At 69.7% G+C, this 20,187-nt stretch carries 18 protein-coding genes; 12 read left to right on the forward strand and 6 right to left on the reverse strand.

The genetic code is table 11. The features are described 5' to 3' along the window. Positions 1 to 152 precede the first annotated feature (152 nt). Entirely contained in the window at positions 153 to 1,670 is a 1,518-nt protein-coding gene (locus AC3AOF_RS11245) for a sensor domain-containing diguanylate cyclase (RefSeq protein ID WP_488348566.1), read from the forward strand. A gap of 147 nt (positions 1,671 to 1,817) precedes the next feature. On the opposite strand, the gene AC3AOF_RS11250 is transcribed toward AC3AOF_RS11245, so the two are convergent. Then, complete coding sequence (locus tag AC3AOF_RS11250; protein WP_488348567.1) at positions 1,818 to 2,864, reverse strand: gamma carbonic anhydrase family protein; 1,047 nt, start codon at positions 2,862 to 2,864, stop codon at positions 1,818 to 1,820. Positions 2,865 to 3,007: 143 nt separating this feature from the next. Between AC3AOF_RS11250 and AC3AOF_RS11255 the strand changes: the two genes are divergently transcribed. From AC3AOF_RS11255 to AC3AOF_RS11265, 3 genes are all read left to right on the forward strand, one after another. Further along, entirely contained in the window at positions 3,008 to 3,463 is a 456-nt protein-coding gene (locus AC3AOF_RS11255) for a molybdenum cofactor biosynthesis protein MoaE (protein ID WP_488348568.1), read from the forward strand. A gap of 79 nt (positions 3,464 to 3,542) precedes the next feature. Next, entirely contained in the window at positions 3,543 to 3,947 is a 405-nt protein-coding gene (locus AC3AOF_RS11260; RefSeq protein ID WP_236992398.1) for a hypothetical protein, read from the forward strand. 94 nt (positions 3,948 to 4,041) lie between these two features. After that, complete coding sequence (locus tag AC3AOF_RS11265) at positions 4,042 to 5,196, forward strand: AI-2E family transporter (protein ID WP_488348569.1); 1,155 nt, start codon at positions 4,042 to 4,044, stop codon at positions 5,194 to 5,196. A 21-nt stretch (positions 5,197 to 5,217) separates the two neighbouring features. Here AC3AOF_RS11265 and gshB read toward each other — a convergent pair whose 3' ends face one another. Both gshB and AC3AOF_RS11275 read right to left on the reverse strand, forming a co-directional pair. Further along, entirely contained in the window at positions 5,218 to 6,174 is a 957-nt protein-coding gene (gene gshB / locus AC3AOF_RS11270; RefSeq protein WP_236992400.1) for a glutathione synthase, read from the reverse strand. 225 nt (positions 6,175 to 6,399) lie between these two features. Then, on the reverse strand, positions 6,400 to 6,942 hold the full coding sequence (locus tag AC3AOF_RS11275) for a YcgN family cysteine cluster protein (protein WP_236992401.1): 543 nt from the start codon (positions 6,940 to 6,942) through the stop codon (positions 6,400 to 6,402). A gap of 312 nt (positions 6,943 to 7,254) precedes the next feature. Here AC3AOF_RS11275 and AC3AOF_RS11280 point away from each other — a divergent pair, with 312 nt between their 5' ends. The 3 genes from AC3AOF_RS11280 (at position 7,255) to AC3AOF_RS11290 (ending at position 12,166) form a co-directional block, all read left to right on the forward strand. Continuing rightward, entirely contained in the window at positions 7,255 to 9,420 is a 2,166-nt protein-coding gene (locus AC3AOF_RS11280; RefSeq protein WP_236992926.1) for a transglycosylase domain-containing protein, read from the forward strand. A 229-nt stretch (positions 9,421 to 9,649) separates the two neighbouring features. Beyond that, positions 9,650 to 10,381 (forward strand): class I SAM-dependent methyltransferase, encoded by a 732-nt coding sequence (locus tag AC3AOF_RS11285; protein ID WP_236992402.1) that lies wholly within the window; start codon positions 9,650 to 9,652, stop codon positions 10,379 to 10,381. Between the two features lie 234 nt (positions 10,382 to 10,615). Further along, positions 10,616 to 12,166, forward strand: a complete 1,551-nt coding sequence (locus AC3AOF_RS11290) for a glycosyltransferase family 61 protein (RefSeq protein ID WP_488348570.1) — start codon at positions 10,616 to 10,618, stop codon at positions 12,164 to 12,166. A gap of 45 nt (positions 12,167 to 12,211) precedes the next feature. Here the strand turns inward: AC3AOF_RS11290 and AC3AOF_RS11295 are convergent, their stop codons facing one another. After that, a complete protein-coding gene (locus AC3AOF_RS11295; RefSeq protein ID WP_488348571.1) occupies positions 12,212 to 14,050 on the reverse strand; it encodes an HAD-IIIC family phosphatase in 1,839 nt (612 codons plus the stop codon). 359 nt (positions 14,051 to 14,409) lie between these two features. Here AC3AOF_RS11295 and AC3AOF_RS11300 point away from each other — a divergent pair, with 359 nt between their 5' ends. After that, entirely contained in the window at positions 14,410 to 15,120 is a 711-nt protein-coding gene (locus AC3AOF_RS11300) for a DUF1214 domain-containing protein (protein ID WP_236992405.1), read from the forward strand. Next, on the forward strand, positions 15,117 to 15,698 hold the full coding sequence (locus tag AC3AOF_RS11305; protein WP_236992406.1) for a DUF1254 domain-containing protein: 582 nt from the start codon (positions 15,117 to 15,119) through the stop codon (positions 15,696 to 15,698). The genes AC3AOF_RS11300 and AC3AOF_RS11305 overlap by 4 nt, the downstream gene beginning before the upstream one ends. Before the next feature lie 165 nt (positions 15,699 to 15,863). Here AC3AOF_RS11305 and AC3AOF_RS11310 read toward each other — a convergent pair whose 3' ends face one another. Next, entirely contained in the window at positions 15,864 to 16,643 is a 780-nt protein-coding gene (locus AC3AOF_RS11310; protein WP_488348572.1) for a hypothetical protein, read from the reverse strand. A 16-nt stretch (positions 16,644 to 16,659) separates the two neighbouring features. Next, the gene (locus AC3AOF_RS11315; protein WP_488348573.1) at positions 16,660 to 16,866 is read right to left on the reverse strand and encodes a hypothetical protein; all 207 of its coding nucleotides are present in this window, start codon (positions 16,864 to 16,866) and stop codon (positions 16,660 to 16,662) included. 322 nt (positions 16,867 to 17,188) lie between these two features. Between AC3AOF_RS11315 and AC3AOF_RS11320 the strand changes: the two genes are divergently transcribed. From AC3AOF_RS11320 to AC3AOF_RS11330, 3 genes are all read left to right on the forward strand, one after another. Next, positions 17,189 to 18,301, forward strand: coding sequence for a DUF2336 domain-containing protein (locus AC3AOF_RS11320; protein ID WP_236992409.1), 1,113 nt, complete (start codon positions 17,189 to 17,191; stop codon positions 18,299 to 18,301). 135 nt (positions 18,302 to 18,436) lie between these two features. Beyond that, positions 18,437 to 19,696, forward strand: coding sequence for a 2-oxo acid dehydrogenase subunit E2 (locus tag AC3AOF_RS11325; RefSeq protein ID WP_488348574.1), 1,260 nt, complete (start codon positions 18,437 to 18,439; stop codon positions 19,694 to 19,696). 53 nt (positions 19,697 to 19,749) lie between these two features. Then, positions 19,750 to 20,157, forward strand: coding sequence for a GNAT family N-acetyltransferase (locus AC3AOF_RS11330; protein WP_488348979.1), 408 nt, complete (start codon positions 19,750 to 19,752; stop codon positions 20,155 to 20,157). Positions 20,158 to 20,187: the final 30 nt, after the last annotated feature.

Below are 20,187 nucleotides of genomic sequence, written 5' to 3' on the forward strand. Positions count from 1 at the left end.
GCATCCACTTCGCCGGACCATGCTCCGGGCCATCGCGGCGAGCACCGTCCCTTCGCGATCCCGGATATCGTCAAGATCCGTCTCGAACCTCGTTCTCGTGGCCGCCTCGCCCGTGCTCGCCACGGCGTTTGCCCCTCGTTTCCCAGTGACGCATGAGACCGACGCGCTTCATCCGCAGGCCCGGCTGGCTGCGCTCGACCCGGGCGTGGATCGGGCTCGGGATCCTGGCCCCCCTCGGCATGGTCGCGGTCTGCTCGGCCATGCTGCTCGATCTGCGCCGGGACGCCTGGGACAAGGCCGAGCAGACCGCGCAGAACCTGCTCCAGGTCATCGAGCGCGACGTCGATCGCAACGTCGAGATCATCGACCTGGCGCTCAGGGGCGTGATCGAGAACCTCACGCTGCCCGAGCTCGAGCAGATCGCCCCCGAGTATCGCCAGCGCATCCTGTTCGACCGCGCCGTCAACGCCAAGGATCTCGGCGTCATGCTGGTGCTGGACGAGAACGGCGACGCGGCCTACGACGCGGCCAACTGGCCGGCGCGGCGCCTCAACAATGCCCAGCGCGCCTACTTCCAGGCGCACAGGGCCGATCCCGCGCTCGGGCTGCACTTCAGTGAGCCGCTGGTCTCGAACCTCACGGGAAAGCCGATCGTCGTGCTCAGCCGGCGGATCGACAAGCCCGACGGGTCGTTCGGCGGCGTGGTCCTCGGCAGTCTGTCCCTGTCCTATTTCGACCGCCTGTTTCAGCACATCAAGCTCGGGCCGAACGGCACGATCGGCCTGTTCCACAAGGACGGCACCCGCATCGTGCGCCATCCCGTCCCCAACCCCGTTGTCGCCCCGAACTTCGCCGACTCGCCCAACGTTCAGCGCTTCCTGCGCGAGGAACGGGGCAGCTTCGTCGGCGTCACCCCGAGCGATTCCATCGAGCGCCTCTACACCTTCACGAAGGTCGGCGACACGCCGCTCTACCTGACGGTGGCGCTCTCGACGGACGAGATCGAGGCCGAATGGCGCCGGAAGGCCCTGGTGATCGGCCTTCTCGTGCTCGCCCTGTGCGGGGTGGCGATCGGGTTGGCGCTGCTGGCTGGACGGGAGCTACGCCGGCGCGCCGCCGTCGAGGCGGAGCTGGCGCAGATCTCGCGTACCGACGCGCTCACCGGCCTGCCCAACCGGCGCGCCTTCGATGACGCGTTCGGACGGGCCTTCGCCGAGGCCTGCCGCCGCTGCGACCCCGTCACCCTGATGGTGGTCGATGCCGACCACTTCAAGCGCTACAACGACCTTTACGGCCACGCCATCGGCGACCGGGTGCTCCAGATGCTCGCACGGGCGCTGGCGTCGGTCGCGCGCCGGCCGGGCGACCTCGTCGCCCGCATCGGCGGCGAGGAATTCGCTGTCCTGCTGCCGGGCACCGACGCCGAGGGCGCGGCTCACGTCGCCGAGCGCGTCCACGAGGCGGTCGCCGGGCTGGTCGTCGAGGCCGCCGGCGAGAGCGTCGGCCGGATCACGGTGAGCATCGGCCTGGCCTTCGGCCTGCCGCGCGAGAGCGGCACACCGGCCGACCTGTTCGGCATGGCCGACGCCGCCCTCTACGAGGCTAAGGCGACCGGTCGCAATCGGACCTGCTACGCGGTCATGACGGCAAAGCGGGGCTTGGCGGCCTAAGCAGATTTCGCAAAAGCGGCCGCCGGTTTTGCGGAAAAAATCTGCGACAAAACAAGGATCTAAGCGGACGAAGCGTTGGCCTGCCAACGCAAGTCTGCTTAGATCTTCCGACTCCGCTCGCCCCTGCCGGAAGCGACCGACCGACCCTCAGCGGCCCGCTCCCGTCTGCTCCCCTCCCTCGGCCCCGGCCTGCAACCTCCGATAAGCCCGCCCATACGCCGCATACCCCGCCACAATCCGCGCCATCATCGCCCGCCGCTCCCCGTCGAGGCGCGACAGGGCCCGGGCCGGGCGCCCGCCCCAGAGCCAGCCCGCTTCGAGCACCTGGCCGGGATCGGTGGCGCTGCCGGCGGCGAGCAGCACGTCGGCCTCCACCACCGTGCCGGGGCCCAGGCGGGCGCCCATGCCGATGAGGCAGTTCGGGCCGATGCGGCCGTCGCCCACGGTCACGTTGTGGCCGAGCGTGGTGTCGCGCTCGATCACCAGGCCGTCGGCCCGGGTGTGGATCGCGCAATTGTCCTGCACGTTCACGTTCGCCCCGATCACGATCGGCCCGACCGCGGCATCGAGGATGCAGGAGAAGAACACGCTCGCCCCCGGCGCCAGGGCGACCCGGCCGTGCAGCCGGGCGGTGCGGGCGACGAAGACCGAGGGATCGGGCGCGAACGCGTCGCCGGGGCCCACGGCCGGCTCGCTCGCCGCCGCCTCGCGCAGGCGCTCGGCACGCTCGGCCAGTTCGCCCGGTTCGAGGCGGCGCAGGGGCCGGGCCGGGCTGCCGGCATAGACGAAGCCCGACGGCAGGGTGCTGCGCGGAAACACGGTGCTGCCGGCCTCCAGCAGCACGCGATCCTCGATCAGCGAGCCGTCGAGGACCACGCAACCGTCCTCGATCACGCACTCGTCGCCGACCGTGCAGGCATGCACCACCGCGTCGCGCCCGACCGTGACCCGGTCGCCGACGATGCACGGGTACATCTCGGCGGCGATGTGCAGGGTCGAGCGGGCGCCGAGCCAGAACCGGTCGCCCACCACCACGTCGTGCCCGTCGGCGCGGATCACCGCTTCGTCGCCGAGCCAGGCCTGCGCCCCAAGGCTCGCCCGCCCGATCACCGCGCTGCCGCGGCCGCACCAGACCGGCCGGGCCGCGAAGGTGGGCTCGGTGTCGTGGAAGGGGAGGAGGAGGTCGGGGGTCATGGGGCGTTCCTCCATCCGGCCGGCCGCGGGGCCGGTCGTTCAAGCCCGCGACATTGCCGCCGTTCCGCCGCCGCCGCCAGCCCCGGATCCCCGCACCGGGCCTTCGTGCTAGAAAGCGGCCAGACCGACAGCCCGGACCCGCCATGACCCTTCGCCTCTCGATCCAGCCCGAGCCCTTCGACGTCGCGGCGGAGATCGCCGCCCTCACGGCGGAACTGGCTGGGCGGGCGGGTGCCATCGTGACCTTCACCGGCCTGTGCCGCGACGAGGACGGCCGGCTCGCCGCCCTGGAGCTCGAACATTATCCCGGCATGGCCGAGGCCGAGATCGGCCGCGTGCTCGCCGAAGCCGCGGAGCGCTGGCCGCTGCAAGGGGCGCTGGCGATCCACCGCCACGGCCTCGTCCGCCCGGGCGAGGGCATCGTGCTGGTGCTCGCGGCCTCGGCGCATCGCACCGCCGCCTTCGAGGCCGCGAGCTTCCTGATGGACTACCTCAAGACCCGCGCCCCGTTCTGGAAGCGCGAGCACCACATCGACGGCACCCTGGGCGGCTGGGTCGAGGCGACGGAGCACGATGCGGCGGCGGCGGCGCGCTGGTGAGGGTGTGAATCGGGGATTGCGGAGAATTCGACCGATCGCACAGAGGAATCGCTGACCGGCCTGCGGCAGGATCACGGTCATGCTCCGCGATCACAGACAGCCCGATCCACTCCCCTTCGACCCGCTGAGCGCGCGCAGCCTCGCGATGGCCTGCGCCCTCATCGGGCTCGTCACCCTCCTCCTCTCCGAGCGGCCGACGCCCGGGGGGGTGCTCCTCGCCTGGGCCGGCCTCATCGGCTGGGTGCTGCTGCGCGTCTTCGGCCGCCGCCCGGCGCAACCGGCGCGCCGCAAGGTCCGCCCGCGGCCCGAACCGGTCATCGAGATCGTCGAGGTCCAGGACTGGGCACCCCGGCGGCCCGAGCCGGTGCTGGCTCTCCCCAAGCCGATCCTGGCGCCCCCGCCGCCGGAATCGACGACGGGCTGGAAGACCGACGCGCATCCCGCCGTGCTCGCCAGCGTGCGGCGCCGGCGCGAGGAGGGGTAAAGGCGGGAGATTACCGGTCGCCGAACGGCCGCGCGCGGCTATCTGTCCTGCACGGCGGCCCTTCGAGCGCCGCCGGCGGAGAGAAGCGTCGGACATGCCCGTTATCCCCTCACAGGACATCGCTCCGCAGGGCGCCGCCCGCCTCGGCGGGGCGAGCGCCCGCTCCCTCGTGCTCGCCGGCATCGGGGTGGTGTCGTTCACGGCCCTGCTGCTGCTGGCCTGGCACTCGGCCGACACGCTGCTCCTGATCTTCTCCGGCATCCTCTGCGCGGTCTTCCTCGACGGGCTCACGCATTATCTCGGCCGCATCGTCCCGCTCGGGCACGGGGCGCGGCTGGCGATCGTGAGCGTGCTGCTCGCGCTCCTGGTGCTCGGCATGGTCGGGCTCGGCGGCGCCACCGTGGCGGGGCAGGCCCAGCGCCTCGGCCAGACGCTGCAGCAGCAATCCGGCACGGTGAAATCCTGGCTCGACGCCCGCGGGATCGACACCCGCTTCCTCGATTTCGGCAAGCTGAAGGACGCGGCCGCGCAAGGAGCCGGCGACGCGCAGGACGGGCGGCGGACCACGCCGACGGCCGGCGGCCTGCCGAGCCCCGGCACGCTGCTCTCGGGCGCGGGCAGCGTGCTCGGCCAGGCCTCGACGGTGGCGCTGGCGGTCTTCGGCGCCATCGGCAACGTGTTCATCGTCGTGGTGCTCGGCCTGTTCGTGGCGGCCGATCCGCGGACCTACCGCGACGGGCTCCTGCGCTTCGTGCCCTCGCGCCACCGCACCCATGCGGCCTCGGTCGCCGACGACATCGGCATCACGCTGCGCCACTGGCTGTTCGGCCAGCTCGTCGTCATGGCGGCGATCTTCGTCTGCGTCTGGCTCGGGCTGACGCTGGTCGGCATCGACGGAGCCCTGGTGCTCGGGCTCCAGGCGGGCCTGCTCTGCTTCATCCCGACCATCGGGGCGCTCGTCGCCGGCATCATCATCGTGCTGGCCTCCCTCGCCTCGGGGCTGAAGGGGGTGATCGCGGGCTTGTGCGTCTACCTGCTGGTGCAGACGCTGGAGAGCTACGTGCTGACGCCCTTCGTGCAGAAGCGGGCCCTCGACATCCCGCCCGCCACGTTGTTCGCCGGCCAGATCCTGCTCGGCGTGCTGTTCGGCCTGTGGGGCGTCGCCCTGGCGCTGCCGCTCATGGCGGTCGCCAAGGTGCTGCTCGACCGGCTCTACATCGAGGACACGCTGGGGGAGGATGCGGGCTGAGGGCGCCCTCCCCCGTTCACGCTACGCGCTCTGCGGCTTCGTCACCTTGGCCTCGATCGCGTCCCAGACGGGAACCGCGAGGTCGGGGCCGCCGAGGCGCTTGATCGCCCGGATGCCGGTCGGCGAGGTGACGTTGATCTCGGTCAGGTTGCCGTCGATCACGTCGATGCCGACCAGGATCAGGCCGCGGCGGCGCAGCTCCGGGCCGATCGCCGCGCAGATCTCCTGCTCGCGCGGGGTCAGCGCCGTCGCGCCCCCTTTGCCGCCCCGCACCATGTTGGAGCGGATGTCGTTGGCCGCCGGCACCCGGTTGACGGCGCCCAGCGGCTCGCCGTCGACCAGGATGATGCGCTTGTCGCCCTCGGTGATCCGCGGCAGGAAGCGCTGCACCACCCAGGGTTCGCGGAAGGTGACCGAGAACAGGTCGAACATCGAGCCGAAATTCGGGTCCTCGGGCAGCACCCGCAGCACGGCCGCGCCGCCGTGCCCGTGCAGCGGCTTCATCACCACGGCGCCGTGCTCGGCGCGAAACGCCTCGATCTCCTGCTTGTCGCGGGTGATCAGGGTCGGGGGCATCAGCTCCGGATAGGCGGTGACGAACAGCTTCTCGGGGGCGTTGCGCACCTCGAACGGGTTGTTCACCACCAGCGTCTGGGGATGGATGCGCTCGAGCAGGTGCGTCGCCGTGATGTAGGCGAGGTCGAAGGGCGGGTCCTGGCGCATCAGCACCACGTCGACCGTCGCCAGATCGATCCGCTCCTGGGCGCCGAGATGGGCGTGATCGCCCTCGACATCCTGCACCCGCAGGGGCTCGACCCGGGCGGTGACGCGCCCGTCGCGCATCGAGAGCCGGTCGGGGGTGTAGTGCAGCAGCGTGTGGCCGCGGCTCTGCGCCTCCAGCAGCAGGGCGAAGGTGGTGTCGCCGGCGATGCGGATCGCCTGGATCGGGTCCATCTGGACCGCGACGGTAAGGGCCATGTCGGGGGTTTCTCCGGTCGCCCGGTTTATCGGGCGGCCCGCGCCCGATGGCAACGGCCGTCGAGGAAAGGAGGCCCCGCGGCCTGAGCGCAGCGGGGCCTCAAGTCAGGGAGGAAACGCCCATGAGCGTCCAACAGGCCCTCGCAAGCCTCGTGCCAGAGCGGGCGAAAACCGGTCCTCGCGCGGCCCGGGCGGCCTTGCCGTCGACCCGGCTCTCGGCTCCGGTCAGGCGCCGTCCTGCGGCACCCGGCCCCGCGGATCCTCGCTCCCGGGGTCCTGACCCGGCCAGTCGACGATGCGGTCCGGCAGTTCCTCGGTCTCGAACTCCTCCTCGGTGCCGCTGACCTTGCCGCGGACCGAGATGCCGGCCTCGTGGACGGTGCGGCGCGTGCCGGAGACCAGCGGATGCCACCAGGGCAGGTCGCGCCCGTCCCGTACCAGGCGGTAGCCGCAGGTCGGCGGCAGCCACGGCAGGGAGCGCACCGCCTCGGGCGTCAGCCGGACGCAATCTGGCACCTTGCGCTGGCGCCTTGGATAGTCGCGGCAGCGGCAGGTACCGGCATCGAGGAGCGTGCAGCCGATATCGGTGTAGTGGATCTCGCCCGAATCCTCGTCCTCGAGCTTGAGCAGGCAGCACCGGCCGCAGCCGTCGCACAGGCTCTCCCACTCCTCCGGGCTCAATCCCTCCAGGGTCTTCTCGCGCCAGAACGGGGTCGCGGCCTTGAGGGAGGCGGGCGGGCGCGGGGGGGTGAGGCGGGCTTTGGCCACGGCTGTTCTAAGGCCTTCGAGGCGCCGGATCGACGGCGCGGACGGGGATATCGGGAACGGAAGGTGCCCTCCTCTGCCGCGCCCTGGCCGCGGGGGCAAGCGGGACGGAGGGGACCTACGCAAACCTGCGACGTCGTGTCGGCGTGCCAGCGCCCCATATGGGCCTTGGAAGCCTGCGAACGGCTTACCGTCTCGCGCTAGGATGCGAGGCTTGCTAGACCTCGAATCCGCGCTGCCCGAGGACCCGTCACAGTGCCCGAGAACCGGCCCACCAACCGGCTGACCCAGCTCCGGACCCGCCTGTCCCACGGGATGCTCGGCTTCGACGCCTGGATGAACGACGGCCTCTACAAGGGCGGGCGCGCGTTCGGCGAGGCCTATGGCCGCTACGCCGAGAAGATCCAGCGGCGCTTCCGGGTCACCGGCGTCAAGCGCCTCGCCCTCGACCTCACGAGCGAGGCGGTCACGCTCGGGCTCGCCGGCGGCGTGGTGATGCTGACGCTCGCCCAATCGGCCTTCAACACGACCAGCGAGAACTGGCTCAAGGCGCCGGACCTGGCCGTGACCTTCCTCGACCGCTACGGCACCGAGGTCGGGCGGCGCGGCATCAAGCACGACGATTCGCTGCGCATCGACGAATTTCCCGACATTCTCATCAAGGCGCTGATCTCGACCGAGGACCGGCGCTTCTACGAGCATTGGGGCATCGACCCGATCGGGACGCTCCGCGCCGTCACCGTGAACGCGCGCGGCGGCGGCCACGTCCAGGGCGGCTCCTCGCTGACCCAGCAGCTCGCCAAGAACCTGTTCCTGTCGAACGAGCGCTCGCTCGAGCGCAAGGTCAACGAGGCGTTCCTGGCCCTCTGGCTCGAATGCCACCTGACCAAGAACGAGATCCTGAAGCTCTACCTCGACCGGGCCTATATGGGCGGCGGCACCTTCGGGGCGGCGGCCGCGGCGGATTACTATTTCGGCAAGAACCTCAAGGACATCACCCTGCCGGAAGCCGCCATGCTGGCCGGCCTGTTCAAGGCGCCGACGAAATACGCGCCCCACGTCAACCTGCCGGCGGCCCGCGCCCGGGCGGCGGACGTGCTGCACAACATGGTCGAGGCCGGCTACCTGACGGAGGGCCAGATCCAGTCGGCCCTGCGCAACCCGGCGACCCCGGTGACCCGCTCGCGCGACATCAGCGCCGACTACTACCTCGACTGGGCCTTCAACGAGATCAAGAAGCTCGTCGACGAGGGCAAGCTGAAGAAGGAGCGGGTGCTGGTCGTGAAGACCCCGCTCGACCTCGCGATCCAGAAGCGGGCCGACCAGGCGGTGGAGAACGTCCTGCGCCAGTTCGGCGACGCCTTCGACGTCGAGCAGGCCGCCCTGGTCACCATGGATCCGGATGGCGCCGTACGGGCGATGGTCGGCGGGGCCGATTACGGCCAGAGCCAGTTCAACCGCGCCACCGACGCTTTGCGCCAGCCCGGCTCGTCGTTCAAGCCCTACGTCTACGCCGCAGGCCTGGCCACCGGCCAGTGGCGGCCCGACAGCAAGGTCGTCGACCGGCCGGTCTGCATCGGCAACTGGTGCCCGGCGAATTACGGCCGCTCGTTCGCCGGCACGGTGCCGCTCTGGGTCGCGGTGGCGAAATCGATCAACACCATCCCGGTGCAGTTCTCGATCGCCATGGGCAAGCAGCTCGGCGAGACCCACGACGCCCGCGCCGCCAAGCTCGGCCGGGCCAAGATCATCGAGCTCGCCCACAAGATGGGCATCACCTCGAACCTGGTCGATTCGGTGTCGCTGCCGATCGGCTCGGCCGAGGTGACGGTGATCGACCAGGCCGCCGGCTACTCGGTCTTCGCCAATGGCGGCAAGCGGGCCAAGCCCTACGCGGCGACCGAGATCCGCACCGGCGCCGGCGAGGTGATCTACCGCCACGACACCAGCGAGGCGCCCCCCGAGCAGCTGCTCTCGACCCGGGTCGTCGCCGACATGAACTACATGCTCAACAAGGTCGTCGACGAGGGCACCGGCCGCAAGGCGGCGATCGAGGGCGTGCGCACCGCCGGCAAGTCCGGCACCACCAACGCCTACCGCGACGCCTGGTTCGTCGGCTATACCGGCAACCTCGTGACCGCGGTCTGGTACGGCAACGACGACCATTCCTCGACCAAGAACCTGACCGGCGGCTCGCTGCCGGCGATCACCTTCCACGAGGTGATGGCCCCGGCCCACCAGGGCATCGAGATCAAGCCCCTGCCCGGCTTCGACTCCGACAAGGCCGGCGCCCGCACCGCGCAAGGTCCCGCCCCGACCACGCCGCCGCCCGGCGCGCCGGCCGGCGCCCTGTCGCGCCGCTCCTTCGAGGTGCTGGGGGGACTGGGGAGCCTGTTCCGCTCGGTCGAGAGCCCCCCACCGGGACGGGCGGCGTTCAACGTGATCGACCGGACCGGCTCGCCCGGCAGTTCCTCGAACTAGTGCATTTTCCGACGACGTGGAAACCGTTCGTCGCAGAAAATGCGACAAGACAAAGACTTGGAGAGCTTCGCGATTGCAGCGCGATCGTGAAGTGCTCTAGAGCGGCAGGACCCGCACGGGCGCGCCCGACCGTGGTGGCCCGTCTCGATCAGGCCGGCCTGCGCGTGTCGGGTGCCGCGGCAACCCGCATCACGAAAAACCACCCGCGACGGATCCGGAACAGACGACGATGGCCTTCACCCACTGGCATTCCGGCCCCCCATACTTCGATTTCATCGCCAGGGTCACGCGCGCCAAGAATGCGAGGGGCTATCTCGAAGTCGGCGTCCGGGACGGCACGACACTGTCGCGGATCGACTGCCCGAGCATCGGCGTCGATCCGGCCTTCCAGCTCGGCGGCAACGTCATCGGGAAAAAGACGAATCTTCATCTCTACCAGATGACGAGCGACGAATTTTTTCGTGATTACGAACCGAGCAAGATCATCAATGCGCCGATCGATGTAATTTTCTTGGATGGGCTGCACCAGTTCGAATACCTGCTGCGCGATTTCATCAACAGCGAGAAGGCGGCACATCGCAACAGTCTGATCATGCTGGACGATTGCCTGCCCGCCAATGCCGAGATGACCGAGCGCACCCACAACCCGGAAGGACGCGCGAACCGGGATCTGGCGGGATGGTGGACCGGCGATGTCTGGAAGCTGCTGCCGATCCTGGAAAAATACCGCCCCGACCTGCGCGTGACCGCTGTCGACGTGCGCCCGACGGGCAATATCTGCATCACCAACCTGGATCCGTCCTCGACGATCCTGGAGCGGAACTACTACGCCATCATCGACGAATATCGCGGGATCGAGATGGACGATGCGCTCTGCGCGCGCTTCTACGAAGGCCGCACGATCATCAAGGCCGAGAGCATCCTTCACGGATTCGAGGCGTCGCTGTTCGTCGGTGCCTGAGCTGCGACGGCCGCCATCCATCGAGCTGACGGCGATGCCCCACCGAGGATCGGGATCGCGTCCTCGCGGCTTCGCATCCGGCAAGCCCACCCCGCCGGCGGCAACAGTTCGATGCAGTCGACAAGCGGCACGGAACGCTGTGGCAAGCCTATTCACAGTCTCGGGCCAGGCGGCTACGTCCGGGTGTCGCCGGGCTCCCGAGACGCCCCGGCTCGAAACGATTCAAGTGGCGACATGCACGCTCTTCTCAAAACGCTGAAACGCGCCGTGACGCTCGCGACCGGGGGCGGTTCGCATCCGTCAGAGCCCCCCATGATCATGCGTGAGGAGGGCGTTCTCGTCCATCGACTTCCGGCGAATACATCCGGCGCCGTCCATTTCGCACACACCATCACGTGCGATAATATCGACACGCAAAAGTCGTATACCGTCTCAGCATCGATCTATATTCCGCAGGGCTTCGCCGGAAAATCGATCGACCTTTCGTTGTATGGCTACCGTACGGTATCCGGTACACCCGTCGATCTGAACAAGCGGGATGCCTGGCAGCATGTCTCGGCGACCGCCGAGATCCCGCCCCATCAACACGGTCTCGTTCCCGCTCTGACCGTCGACCACGACGGGACGCAGCCATCGTCGATCTACTCGAAGGACTGGCGACTCGTCAGTGCCCCGAGGCGACGATCGTTCAAGCACGTCACGTGCGCGGAGCTCGCAGCGATCAGTCCGGACGCGCGGATCATCGGCGATATCCCCGATGTCAGCGTGCCGGTGACTCCGATCCGTTACGGGCAGACGACGAAGCCGGATTTTCCGGTCGTCGAATATCCCCCCGACGGCTGGACCCCCCGCACCATGGAGTTCCGCGACCAGAAGGTCTACGAGCTTCACGGCGCCGTCATTCACGGTGAAGAGGGCATCGTGACCGTCGGCGATCACGTCCTCGAAGAGACATATCTTCTCGCCTCGCTCGACAAGATCAAGCTGCGGTGGGCCGGTGACGGAACCGCCAGCTTCGAATGCACCGAGCCTACCGGCATCATCAGCAAAGGCTCGCATCATTTCTCGGGGTATCCCGGCAATCGCAACTACGCACATTGGATGGTCGACATTCTGCCGTCGATCGAGACGCCTGCGACGAGCGGCGATTCAGCTCTGATCCTGCCGGAACTGTATCATCACTGGCAGTCTGCGACATTGGACATGGTGGACACCGATCATGTCCGCGTGCAGCTCAAGGGCGAGCAGACGGTCCGATGCGAAAAGCTGACCATCAGCTACATGCGGCTGGTCGATTCAGGCCATTGGCCGCATCCGAGCCGGCTCGCCGTCGCCAGCCGGATCACCGCCCATGTGAACCCCGATCCGGCGGCCCGCCGCAGGATCTACATCAGCCGCCGTGACTCGGGCGCCCGCAGGATGGTGAACGAGGCGGAGATCATCGCCCTCGCCGAGGAGTTCGGCTTCGAAATCCTGACTCTGACCGGCATGCCGATCGCGGAGCAGATCCGTGCCTTCGCCGAGGCCGAGATCGTGCTCGGATCGCACGGCGCCGGCCTGTCGAACGTGATCTTCTGTCGCGACGGCACGATCTTCTGCGAGATGCTCGTCGACGGCTACGTTCAGTGGTCGATGCGCCGTCTGGCTAGTGTTCTTCCCCTGAGATACGGCTGTGCGATCGGGCGCGAGATCGGCTCCGAGGCCAACCAGCACGACAAGCAGTGGCGGATCGATCCCGACCGCGTCAGGGAGATGGTGCAGGCAGCCCTCGCCGACATCCCGTGATCGCGACGGACGGGTCCGGGACCGCGCCCGGACCTCGCCGGTTTGTCACCCGTCGGTGACCTCGATGCGGACATGCGGGCTGACGCGCGGGGCCGTGCCGGGCGCCAGGACGTAGTGCAGCCTCTGGCTCCCCGCTTCCACGAACTGGCAGCGCTTGAACACGTCGCGGCACGGCGTGTTGGAGTTGGTCTCGACGATCTGCCCCTCGATGGTGGAGGCGCCCCGGTCGCGACGCAGGACCGCGACGATGTGAGCCATGACTGCCGTCTCGATCTCCATTCCCAGCACGCGGCAACTCATGACGAATTGCTGGATTCGGCTCTCCCGGGTGAAGACGACCCCGACCGTTCCGTATTCGGTGAATCTGTCCTTGACGCTGAAGGCGTGGATCGTGCCGCCGCTCTCGAAGTAGGCCCGATAATCCTCCAGCCCCCAACGGATGCCGGTCGTATTGAACTGGTTCGTCTTGTTGACGAGCTCGAAGATGCGAGAAAATGTCCGATGCCCGTGATCCGCGACCTCCCAGATCGAGAGGGTCGAGCCCAGTCCCGAGAGGAAATCCTCCCGCGACATGCTGGCCTTCTCCTCCTCGCGGGCGAATTGCTGCCTGAGCATCTGCTCGCGGCGCTGCGATTCGCTGCTCCGCTTGGCGATCTGCGTTTCGGGCGACCACAGCAGGATGCGGCGGATGACGAAGGGATCGGACCCGATCGTGCGGATGCCGGGCAGCGCCGCCTTCACGGATTCGCGCTCGACCGGATTGTCGTCGACGAACACCGCGCTCGCCGGCGTCAGCGACAGTTTCTGGAGGATCGCCCGGATGTTCTCCGCCTTCGGCTCCCAGTTGATGCCGGCCGCCACGAAGTCGGAGAACTTCACGAGGGGCGGCTGAACGGCGTCGTCCCATTTCTGCTCGACCAGGTGCTGGTCGTTCTTCGAGGCGATCGCCGTCATGATGCCGCGCCGTCGCAGATGATGCACCGCCTCCCAGAGTCCGAGCGGCCACCCGTCCGAGTAGGGCCACTTCTCTCCGGGTTGATAATGCTCGACCAGTTGACCGCGCCACAGGGTGTTGTCGAGGTCGAAGATGACGACCTTGACCATATCGATCTGCTTGAAGGATCGATACATGGCCTCGATCTGGCGAAACACTGTCCGGAAGAATTCCTCGGTCCTGTTCTCGTAGGTCGTGCCGAGATCGGGAATCGGCTCGATGCGGCCCGGATCCGGCGCCGTCCAGTAGGGCATGTGCTCGTGCCCGGACCAGTCCGGGTAGATCACCGAACCATGGGTCGAGAACACGATCGCGTCATCGAGGAAGTACCGCTTGCCGACCGAGGCGGCGATCGATTCGATATCCGCCACGAACATGTTGGCATAGCATCGCGCCGTTTCGGATAGATATTTATTCAATTCAGATACAACAAAACAAAGATCGCTATCGCCATTTTCGTCGTAGAGACTTGCCGATATATGTCGTTGTGGCACAACGAAATTCGACAACAATGTCAAAATGCCGGTCTGTAGATTGTATTTTATGGCATTTTCGAGCATCCGATCGATGTTCGCCTTGCCGAGCGCGATCCAGTCGACAGGCGATCGTGAGAGTTCGGCATCGACCTGCCGGAGCGCCGCGTCGGTGAGGACGGATCGCAGCGGCAACTGAATGTATTGCAGGTCGAAGTGACCGATCTCATCGTCGTCCTTCTCAGGAAGTTCAGCCGCGTTGTTGAAAAGAATGTAATCTATTTTACTTTCTTTATATAAATCCCTGAGACGGATGACATACGCCTCTGACAGGCACGATCCAATGAACAGAATATTGGGATATTGGATCGGCGTGACTTCCAGGTCCCTGGGAAACAAAAAATCCGCCGCATCCATGACCTGGTATCCCTTCAGTGATCCGTACAAACTCGGTGCTGCAGAGAATCCGACCTGCCCTGCTCTCACTCTCGGAGCGGTCACAGTCTCCTTCAGATCGGCCATTCGCGGGCGTCGGTGCCCCATCTGGTCGCCCTCCCTGCTCTAGCGGAGGCTGGAAGGGTGCGTCCAGATGCGGCGCCGTTTCGCACGCCGTCCCGATGGCCGCATCGAGGTCGGCCCGAGCCGGAATCTCGGCACCGCACCCTGGCCGGGGCGCGGGAGCCCGGGCATTGCCCCGCGCTCCCCGTCGGGGAACGCAGAGGTTCGGAAAAAACCCGTTCGGCCCCGGCCCGACCTGAGCTAGACACGGGCCCACGATGCTGATCGAGAAAGCCGCCCTTCCGGCCTCCGGGCGCGCCCCGTCCCCCGGCCTTCACCTCCCGCCCCGGCTCCTGCGGAGGGCGCTCCGCCTGCGCCGGGTCGGGACCGTCGGGCTGGTGCTCTATGCCCTCGTGCTCGGCGCGGTGCTGGGCCTCGCCAGCGCCAACTGGGCGACACGGGGGCGCCCTCCCTTCGGGGGCGTCACCCTCAACGCCTGGACCGCCTGGCCGAAGATCGGCTCGCGCGACGCCGACCCCTACGTGCGGGCGATCCATGCCCGCACCGGCGAGATCCCGCTGGCGCTGGGCGAGGGCCTGCTGCTGACCGCGCTCACCGACGATGCCGGGCAGCGGCTCGATCCGTCCTGCCGCTACCGCATCGCCGGCGCCACGCCGCCGGCACGGGCCTGGACCCTGACGGTGGAACGCAGCCGCCATCCGAAGCCCGCCGACGCGCAGGCGACCAGGCCCCCGGCGGGTCCGCCGCCGCGCACCGGCTTCACCTCCACGGAGGTGCTGCGCGACCGCGACGGCCGCTTCTCGGTGATCGTGAGCCCGACCGTGCAGCCCGGCAACTGGCTGCCGATGCCGGAGGGCAACGGCTCGATCCGGCTGGTGCTGCGCCTCTACGACACGCCGGTGGCGGCGAGCACCGGCGTGCTCGAGCGCGAGGGCGTGCCCTCGATCACCCGGGAGGATTGCCCGTGACGCCCCTCGGCCGCTTCGTCCTCGCCACCCTGTGCGGCCTCGTGCTCGCCGGCCTCGTCCACGTCGCGACGGTGCTGGCGATCCCCTATCTCGCCGCCGGCGACGCCGTGGCGCGCTCGCGGGCGACGCTGTCCAACGACACCTCGGTGCTGGTCCACGCCGCCGAAGTCGGCGGTCCCGCCGAGCCGGCGGAAGGGTGGCTGCCACTGCCGGATCCGGCGGTGGCGGTCGGCGTCTGCGCCTACGACCTCGACGACGGTCCGGTGCGGATCACCGCCGAGACCGGCCCCCTGCTCGAGACGATCGCCCTGCACGGGCGCAGCGGCGCCTACTACGCCATCACCGACCAGGCCGCCTTGCGCGGCACGGTCGAGCTCGTGATCATGACCAAGCGCCAGTTCGACGAGGCGCTCGCCAGCGCCGACGAGGACGAGCGCAACCGCGACGTGCGCATCATCGCGCCGAACCGACAGGGCTTCGTCAGCGTGCGGGTGCTGGCCGCCCTGCCGAGCCAGCAGGCCCAGGCCAACGAGGCCGCCCGCTCGGTCTCCTGCACCATCGACGGGCCGGACGAGTAGGTAGAGACGCCCGTGCGGGCGTCGCGATCAGCCTGCACCTCTCATATGGTTTCCGATTGATCGCTTCGCGATGCGGAAACCGGCTTCGCTCAGGCGTGTGAAGCCTACGGCTTCACCGCGCAGGCTGGTGATACGGCGTCCGGAAGGAATCCTCCGGACGCCGTATCATCCCTTGCGCACCAGCACCACCGGGCCGGGCTCGGGCGGCACGAGGCCGCAGCGCATCTCGGCATCCGGCGGCAGCAGCGGATCGAGCAGGTGCCGGCGCGAGTCCAGGAAGGCGAGGGAGCGCTCGGTCGCGATCGCCTCCTCCTCGGGAGCGGCCACCAGCAGGTGCTCGAGGGCGTAGCGGTAGGAGGCGGAGCGCGCCCCGGTCTCCAGCCGCACCCAGGCGATGAGGCAGCGGTTCTCCGCCACCCGCATCGCGGCGCTGCGCACGTCGCGGTCGTCGAGGGTGGTGATGAAGGGCAGGCTCTGGAGCCGCGTCAGGTCGGCCCGCACCACCCGCGCCGCCGTCTCGGCGAAGGCCGGGATCAGGCGCCCATCGGCCACCAGATCGTCGGAGAGACGCCGGTAGCGCGAGATCGCCGAGCGGAACGGCACGCCGGTGATCGCCTCGTAATAGGCGGCCGGGTCGGAGAGGCGCCAGCTCGCGGGCAGCACCCGGGCACGGGTGAGGTTGTCGAGGGCGGCATCGAACGCGCTGCGCTCCCGGGCCGGCATCAGGAAGCGCCAGGCGCGGTCGCGAAGTGCGCGCTCGTCCTCCGTGAAGGGAAACAGCGAGGCCGGCTCGCCGCGCTCATGCGCCGCGATGGTGCCGGCGGCATCGATCAGGCTGTTCCAGGCGGTCGGCGCCGGGCGGCCGAAATCGCCCTGCTGGGCACAGGCCGCCACCAGCGGCACGACGAGAAGGACGCGGGCGAGCGGCAGAGCGCGGTGCGGCATGGGGCGGCGCCGGGATCTAGCGCCGGCAGCGCCGCTCGGGCGCGGGGCGGCCGGGCTCGGCGGGATCGGGCAGCCTCTCATAGCGCACTCCCGTGAACAGAAGGATCGTGCCGCGGACCACGTCCACGGAAGGGGAATCGGCCGGGCTGCCTGCGACGGAGCGCAGGCTCGCGACCGGGAACGGGATGACGTCCGCCGAGGGACGCCGCTGGTGGCCGACCATGTGTGCTCTCCCGCCTCCGCCCATGTCCCTCTCCGCCCAAGGCCCTTGACGCCCAAGGCCCTCCGGCACGTCCCTCCGGGACCGCCGCCCATCGCGACCTCATGCGCGGACGAAACCACGCACATGGTTAATGGACTGTTTCCAGCGAGCGACCGCCGAGGCGCCGGCCGGCCGGCGGCGTAAACCATCGGTGACCGCGCATGCGAGCTATCCCCGTTGTCCCCAGGCGGGGGGCCGACGGCTGCCCGCAGCCTTAAGCGTCGCTTTACGCAGTCCCTCGCATTCTCGGGCTCGCTTTCATGTCCTGCGTACCCGATCGCCCATGGCCCGCTCCGCCGCCGACGCTCCGCCGGACCTCTCCGGCCTCCTCGATCTCGCGCGAGACCGGAGTCTCGACATGAAACCGGTCCTGCTGCGGGTGCAGACGGACCTGTTTCGCGCCGCCCCCGTGCGGGACGTCGCGACGATCCGGGCCTTCGAGTCCCTCGCTTGCGGGCTGATCCCGACGGTCGATTCCGCCACCGCCGAGATCGTCGCACAGAAGCTCGCGCCGCTCGCCGACACGCCCCAGAGCGTGCTGACGCTGCTCGCCGCCCATGGCGGCGGCGCCCGCGACGCGGTGCTGGCGCTCGCCCCGGTCCTGTCGACGGCTCTGCTCGACGCCGCCGGCAACGGGCCGGAGCTCGACGCGGTGATCGCCCTGCGGCACGACCTCGGCCGGGCGCTCGTCGACGACCTCAGCCAGCGCGACGAACCGGATGTCGACCTGGCGCTCGCCCGCAACGGGACGGCGCCGCTGGCCGGGGCCGCCCTGGAGCGGCTGGTGGAGCGGGCGCGCGGGAGGCCGGAGCTGGCCGCCCTCCTGGTCGCCCGCGCCGACCTGCCGCCGGGCGACCTCGCGCCGCTCTACCTGCAGGCGGGCCCGGAGCGCCGGGCGGCGATCCGCGACGCCGTCGCCGCCCGCGCGGCCCTGCGTCCCCAAGGCCGGGCCGGCATGCGCGCCGCCGGCGCCGCGCTCACCGCCTTCGCGGCCCGCGGCGAGCCGGAGGGGTTCGAGGTGGCGCTCGGCGAAGCGCTCGGCATGCCGGGGGTGAGCTTCCGCGCCACCGAGCCGGAGCGGCGCGACCTCCTGGCTCTCGCCCTGCGGGCGGCCGATCTGGCGGAAGAGGAGGCGGTGTTCATCTTCCTGCGCCTCGATCCCTCGATCGCCCGCTCGGTCGAGGCGGTGTTCGGCCTCACCGAGCTGTTCCGCGCCATGGATGCGGCTACCGCCCGCGACCTCGTCGCCTCGATCCTCGGCGGCGAGCCGGGCGCGCGCACCGCCACCCCCGACCAGCACCGCCCGGCCCACGGCCCGGCCTCGCCGCGCCTGCGCCCGGCCGCCGCGCCGTCCCTGCGCCCGAGCCTGCCCGAGCGGACCCGCCAGGCTCGCTGAGACGGAGCGCGTCGAGGGGCAAGCGCGGCGGTTTCCCCTCGATCATGAAATCGGCTAGGCGTGGCGCTCCGGACGCCGCGCCGCCTTCGAGCCGGACGCGCGACGGGACAACGAGACACGTCTCGGGAGAGCCTCGTGAGTGCCAGCCTGCCGGTCGCCCTGCCCGACATCGGCGACTTCAAGGACGTTCCGGTGGTCGAAATCCTGGTGAAGCCGGGGGACCGGATCGCCGTCGACGACCTCTTGATCAGCATCGAATCCGACAAGGCCACCATGGAGGTCCCCTCGCCGGTGGCGGGCGTGGTGGCCGAGATCCTGGTGGCGCCGGGCACGCGGGTCTCGAAAGGAATGCCGATCCTGACGGTCGACACCTCCGGCGAGGCCGCCGCGCCGGCGCCCCAGGCGGCCCCCGCTCCCGAAACCGCTCCGCCGGCGGCGGCGTCCGCGTCCGAGATATCCGCCACGGCCGACACCCACGCCACGCCCTCCGTGCGCGCCTATGCCCGCGAGCTCGGCGTCGATCTCGCGGGCATCCCGGGCACCGGCCCGCAGGGGCGCATCCTGCGCGAGGACGTGCTGGCCTTCGTCCGCGGCCAGATGGCGCCCCCCTCCCCCGCCGCGGGTCCGGCCGCCGCTCCCCCGCCCGCCCCGTCCGGAATCGGCGCCGGCCTGCCGGCCTGGCCGCAGGTCGATCACGGCAAGTTCGGCCCGGTGCGGCGGGATTCGCTGTCGCGCATCCAGCAGATCTCCGGCCAGGCGCTCACCCGCAACTGGCTGACGATCCCGCACGTCACCAATTTCGACCATGCCGACGTCACCGAGACCGAGGCCTTACGCCGCGAGCTGAACGGCGCCGGCCGGCCTGGGGCGCACAAGGTCACCATGGTGGCGATCCTGATCAAGGCCGCCGCCGCCGCGCTCCGGGCCTACCCGCGCTTCAACGCGGCGCTCGACGGCGACGGTCTGATCCTGAAGGACTACGTGCATGTCGGCTTCGCGGTCGACACGCCGCGGGGCCTCCTGGTGCCGGTCTTGCGCGACTGCGACCGCAAAGGCCTCGTCGAGATCGCCCAGGAGATGGGGGAACTGGCCGAGCAGGCCCGCGCCGGCACCCTGCCGCCCGCGTCCATGCAGGGCGGCGGCTTCTCGGTCTCCTCGCTCGGCGGCATCGGCGGCGACGGCTTCACGCCGATCATCAACGCGCCCGAGGTGGCGATCCTGGGCGCGGCGCGCTCGCGCATCGAGCCGGTCTGGGACGGCACCGCCTTCCAGCCGCGGCTGATCCTGCCGCTCAGCCTGTCCTGGGACCACCGGGCGGTGGACGGTGCGGCGGCGGCGCGCTTCCTCTCCCACCTCGCCGCCGTACTCACCGACCTGCGCCGGGGCGCCCTGTGATCCGGCCGCTCGCGCCGAGCGACCATCCGGCCCTGGCGCGGCTCTTTGCCGAGATGCAGGACCATTACGGCGGGTCGTGCCCGCCGCTCGCCGAGGTCGAGGCGGCGCTCGCCGGGCGCCCTGCCGGCACCGAGTTCCTGGTCGCGGAAGACGGCGCCGATCTCGCGGGCTTTGCCGCCTTCTCGGCGATCTATCCCGGCCCGGGCCTCGCGGGCGGCCTGTTCCTCAAGGAGCTGTTCGTCGGCGCCCGCCACCGCGGCGCCGGCCACGGCCGCGCCCTGGTGCGGGCGGTGGCGCAGGAGGCCGTGGCGCGGGGGCTGAAGCGGGTGGATTGGACGGCGGATGCCGGGCAGCCGGCGCTGCTCGCGTTCTACGAAGGGCTCGGGGCGGCGCAAAAGCCCGACAAGGTGTTCTTCCGGCTGGATGGGGAGGCGCTGGCGAAGGCCGCCGAACGGGCATGATCAAGGTCCGGAAATTTCCCCTGGACCTCG

Source organism: Methylobacterium sp. 142-1Y, from assembly GCF_057747795.1.

Bases quoted from the DNA above. Each gene is read 5' to 3' on its own strand.
- AC3AOF_RS11320 (WP_236992409.1), top strand. From the start codon at position 17,189: ATGGCCCGCTCCGCCGCCGACGCTCCGCCGGACCTCTCCGGCCTCCTC.
- AC3AOF_RS11255 (WP_488348568.1), top strand. From the start codon at position 3,008: ATGACCCTTCGCCTCTCGATCCAGCCCGAGCCCTTCGACGTCGCGGCG.
- AC3AOF_RS11290 (WP_488348570.1), top strand. From the start codon at position 10,616: ATGCACGCTCTTCTCAAAACGCTGAAACGCGCCGTGACGCTCGCGACC.
- AC3AOF_RS11280 (WP_236992926.1), top strand. From the start codon at position 7,255: ATGCTCGGCTTCGACGCCTGGATGAACGACGGCCTCTACAAGGGCGGG.
- AC3AOF_RS11250 (WP_488348567.1), bottom strand. From the start codon at position 2,864: ATGACCCCCGACCTCCTCCTCCCCTTCCACGACACCGAGCCCACCTTC.
- AC3AOF_RS11300 (WP_236992405.1), top strand. From the start codon at position 14,410: ATGCTGATCGAGAAAGCCGCCCTTCCGGCCTCCGGGCGCGCCCCGTCC.
- AC3AOF_RS11310 (WP_488348572.1), bottom strand. From the start codon at position 16,643: ATGCCGCACCGCGCTCTGCCGCTCGCCCGCGTCCTTCTCGTCGTGCCG.
- AC3AOF_RS11295 (WP_488348571.1), bottom strand. From the start codon at position 14,050: ATGGATGCGGCGGATTTTTTGTTTCCCAGGGACCTGGAAGTCACGCCG.
- AC3AOF_RS11260 (WP_236992398.1), top strand. From the start codon at position 3,543: ATGCTCCGCGATCACAGACAGCCCGATCCACTCCCCTTCGACCCGCTG.
- AC3AOF_RS11265 (WP_488348569.1), top strand. From the start codon at position 4,042: ATGCCCGTTATCCCCTCACAGGACATCGCTCCGCAGGGCGCCGCCCGC.
- AC3AOF_RS11245 (WP_488348566.1), top strand. From the start codon at position 153: ATGAGACCGACGCGCTTCATCCGCAGGCCCGGCTGGCTGCGCTCGACC.
- AC3AOF_RS11330 (WP_488348979.1), top strand. From the start codon at position 19,750: ATGCAGGACCATTACGGCGGGTCGTGCCCGCCGCTCGCCGAGGTCGAG.
- gshB (WP_236992400.1), bottom strand. From the start codon at position 6,174: ATGGCCCTTACCGTCGCGGTCCAGATGGACCCGATCCAGGCGATCCGC.
- AC3AOF_RS11315 (WP_488348573.1), bottom strand. From the start codon at position 16,866: ATGGTCGGCCACCAGCGGCGTCCCTCGGCGGACGTCATCCCGTTCCCG.
- AC3AOF_RS11285 (WP_236992402.1), top strand. From the start codon at position 9,650: ATGGCCTTCACCCACTGGCATTCCGGCCCCCCATACTTCGATTTCATC.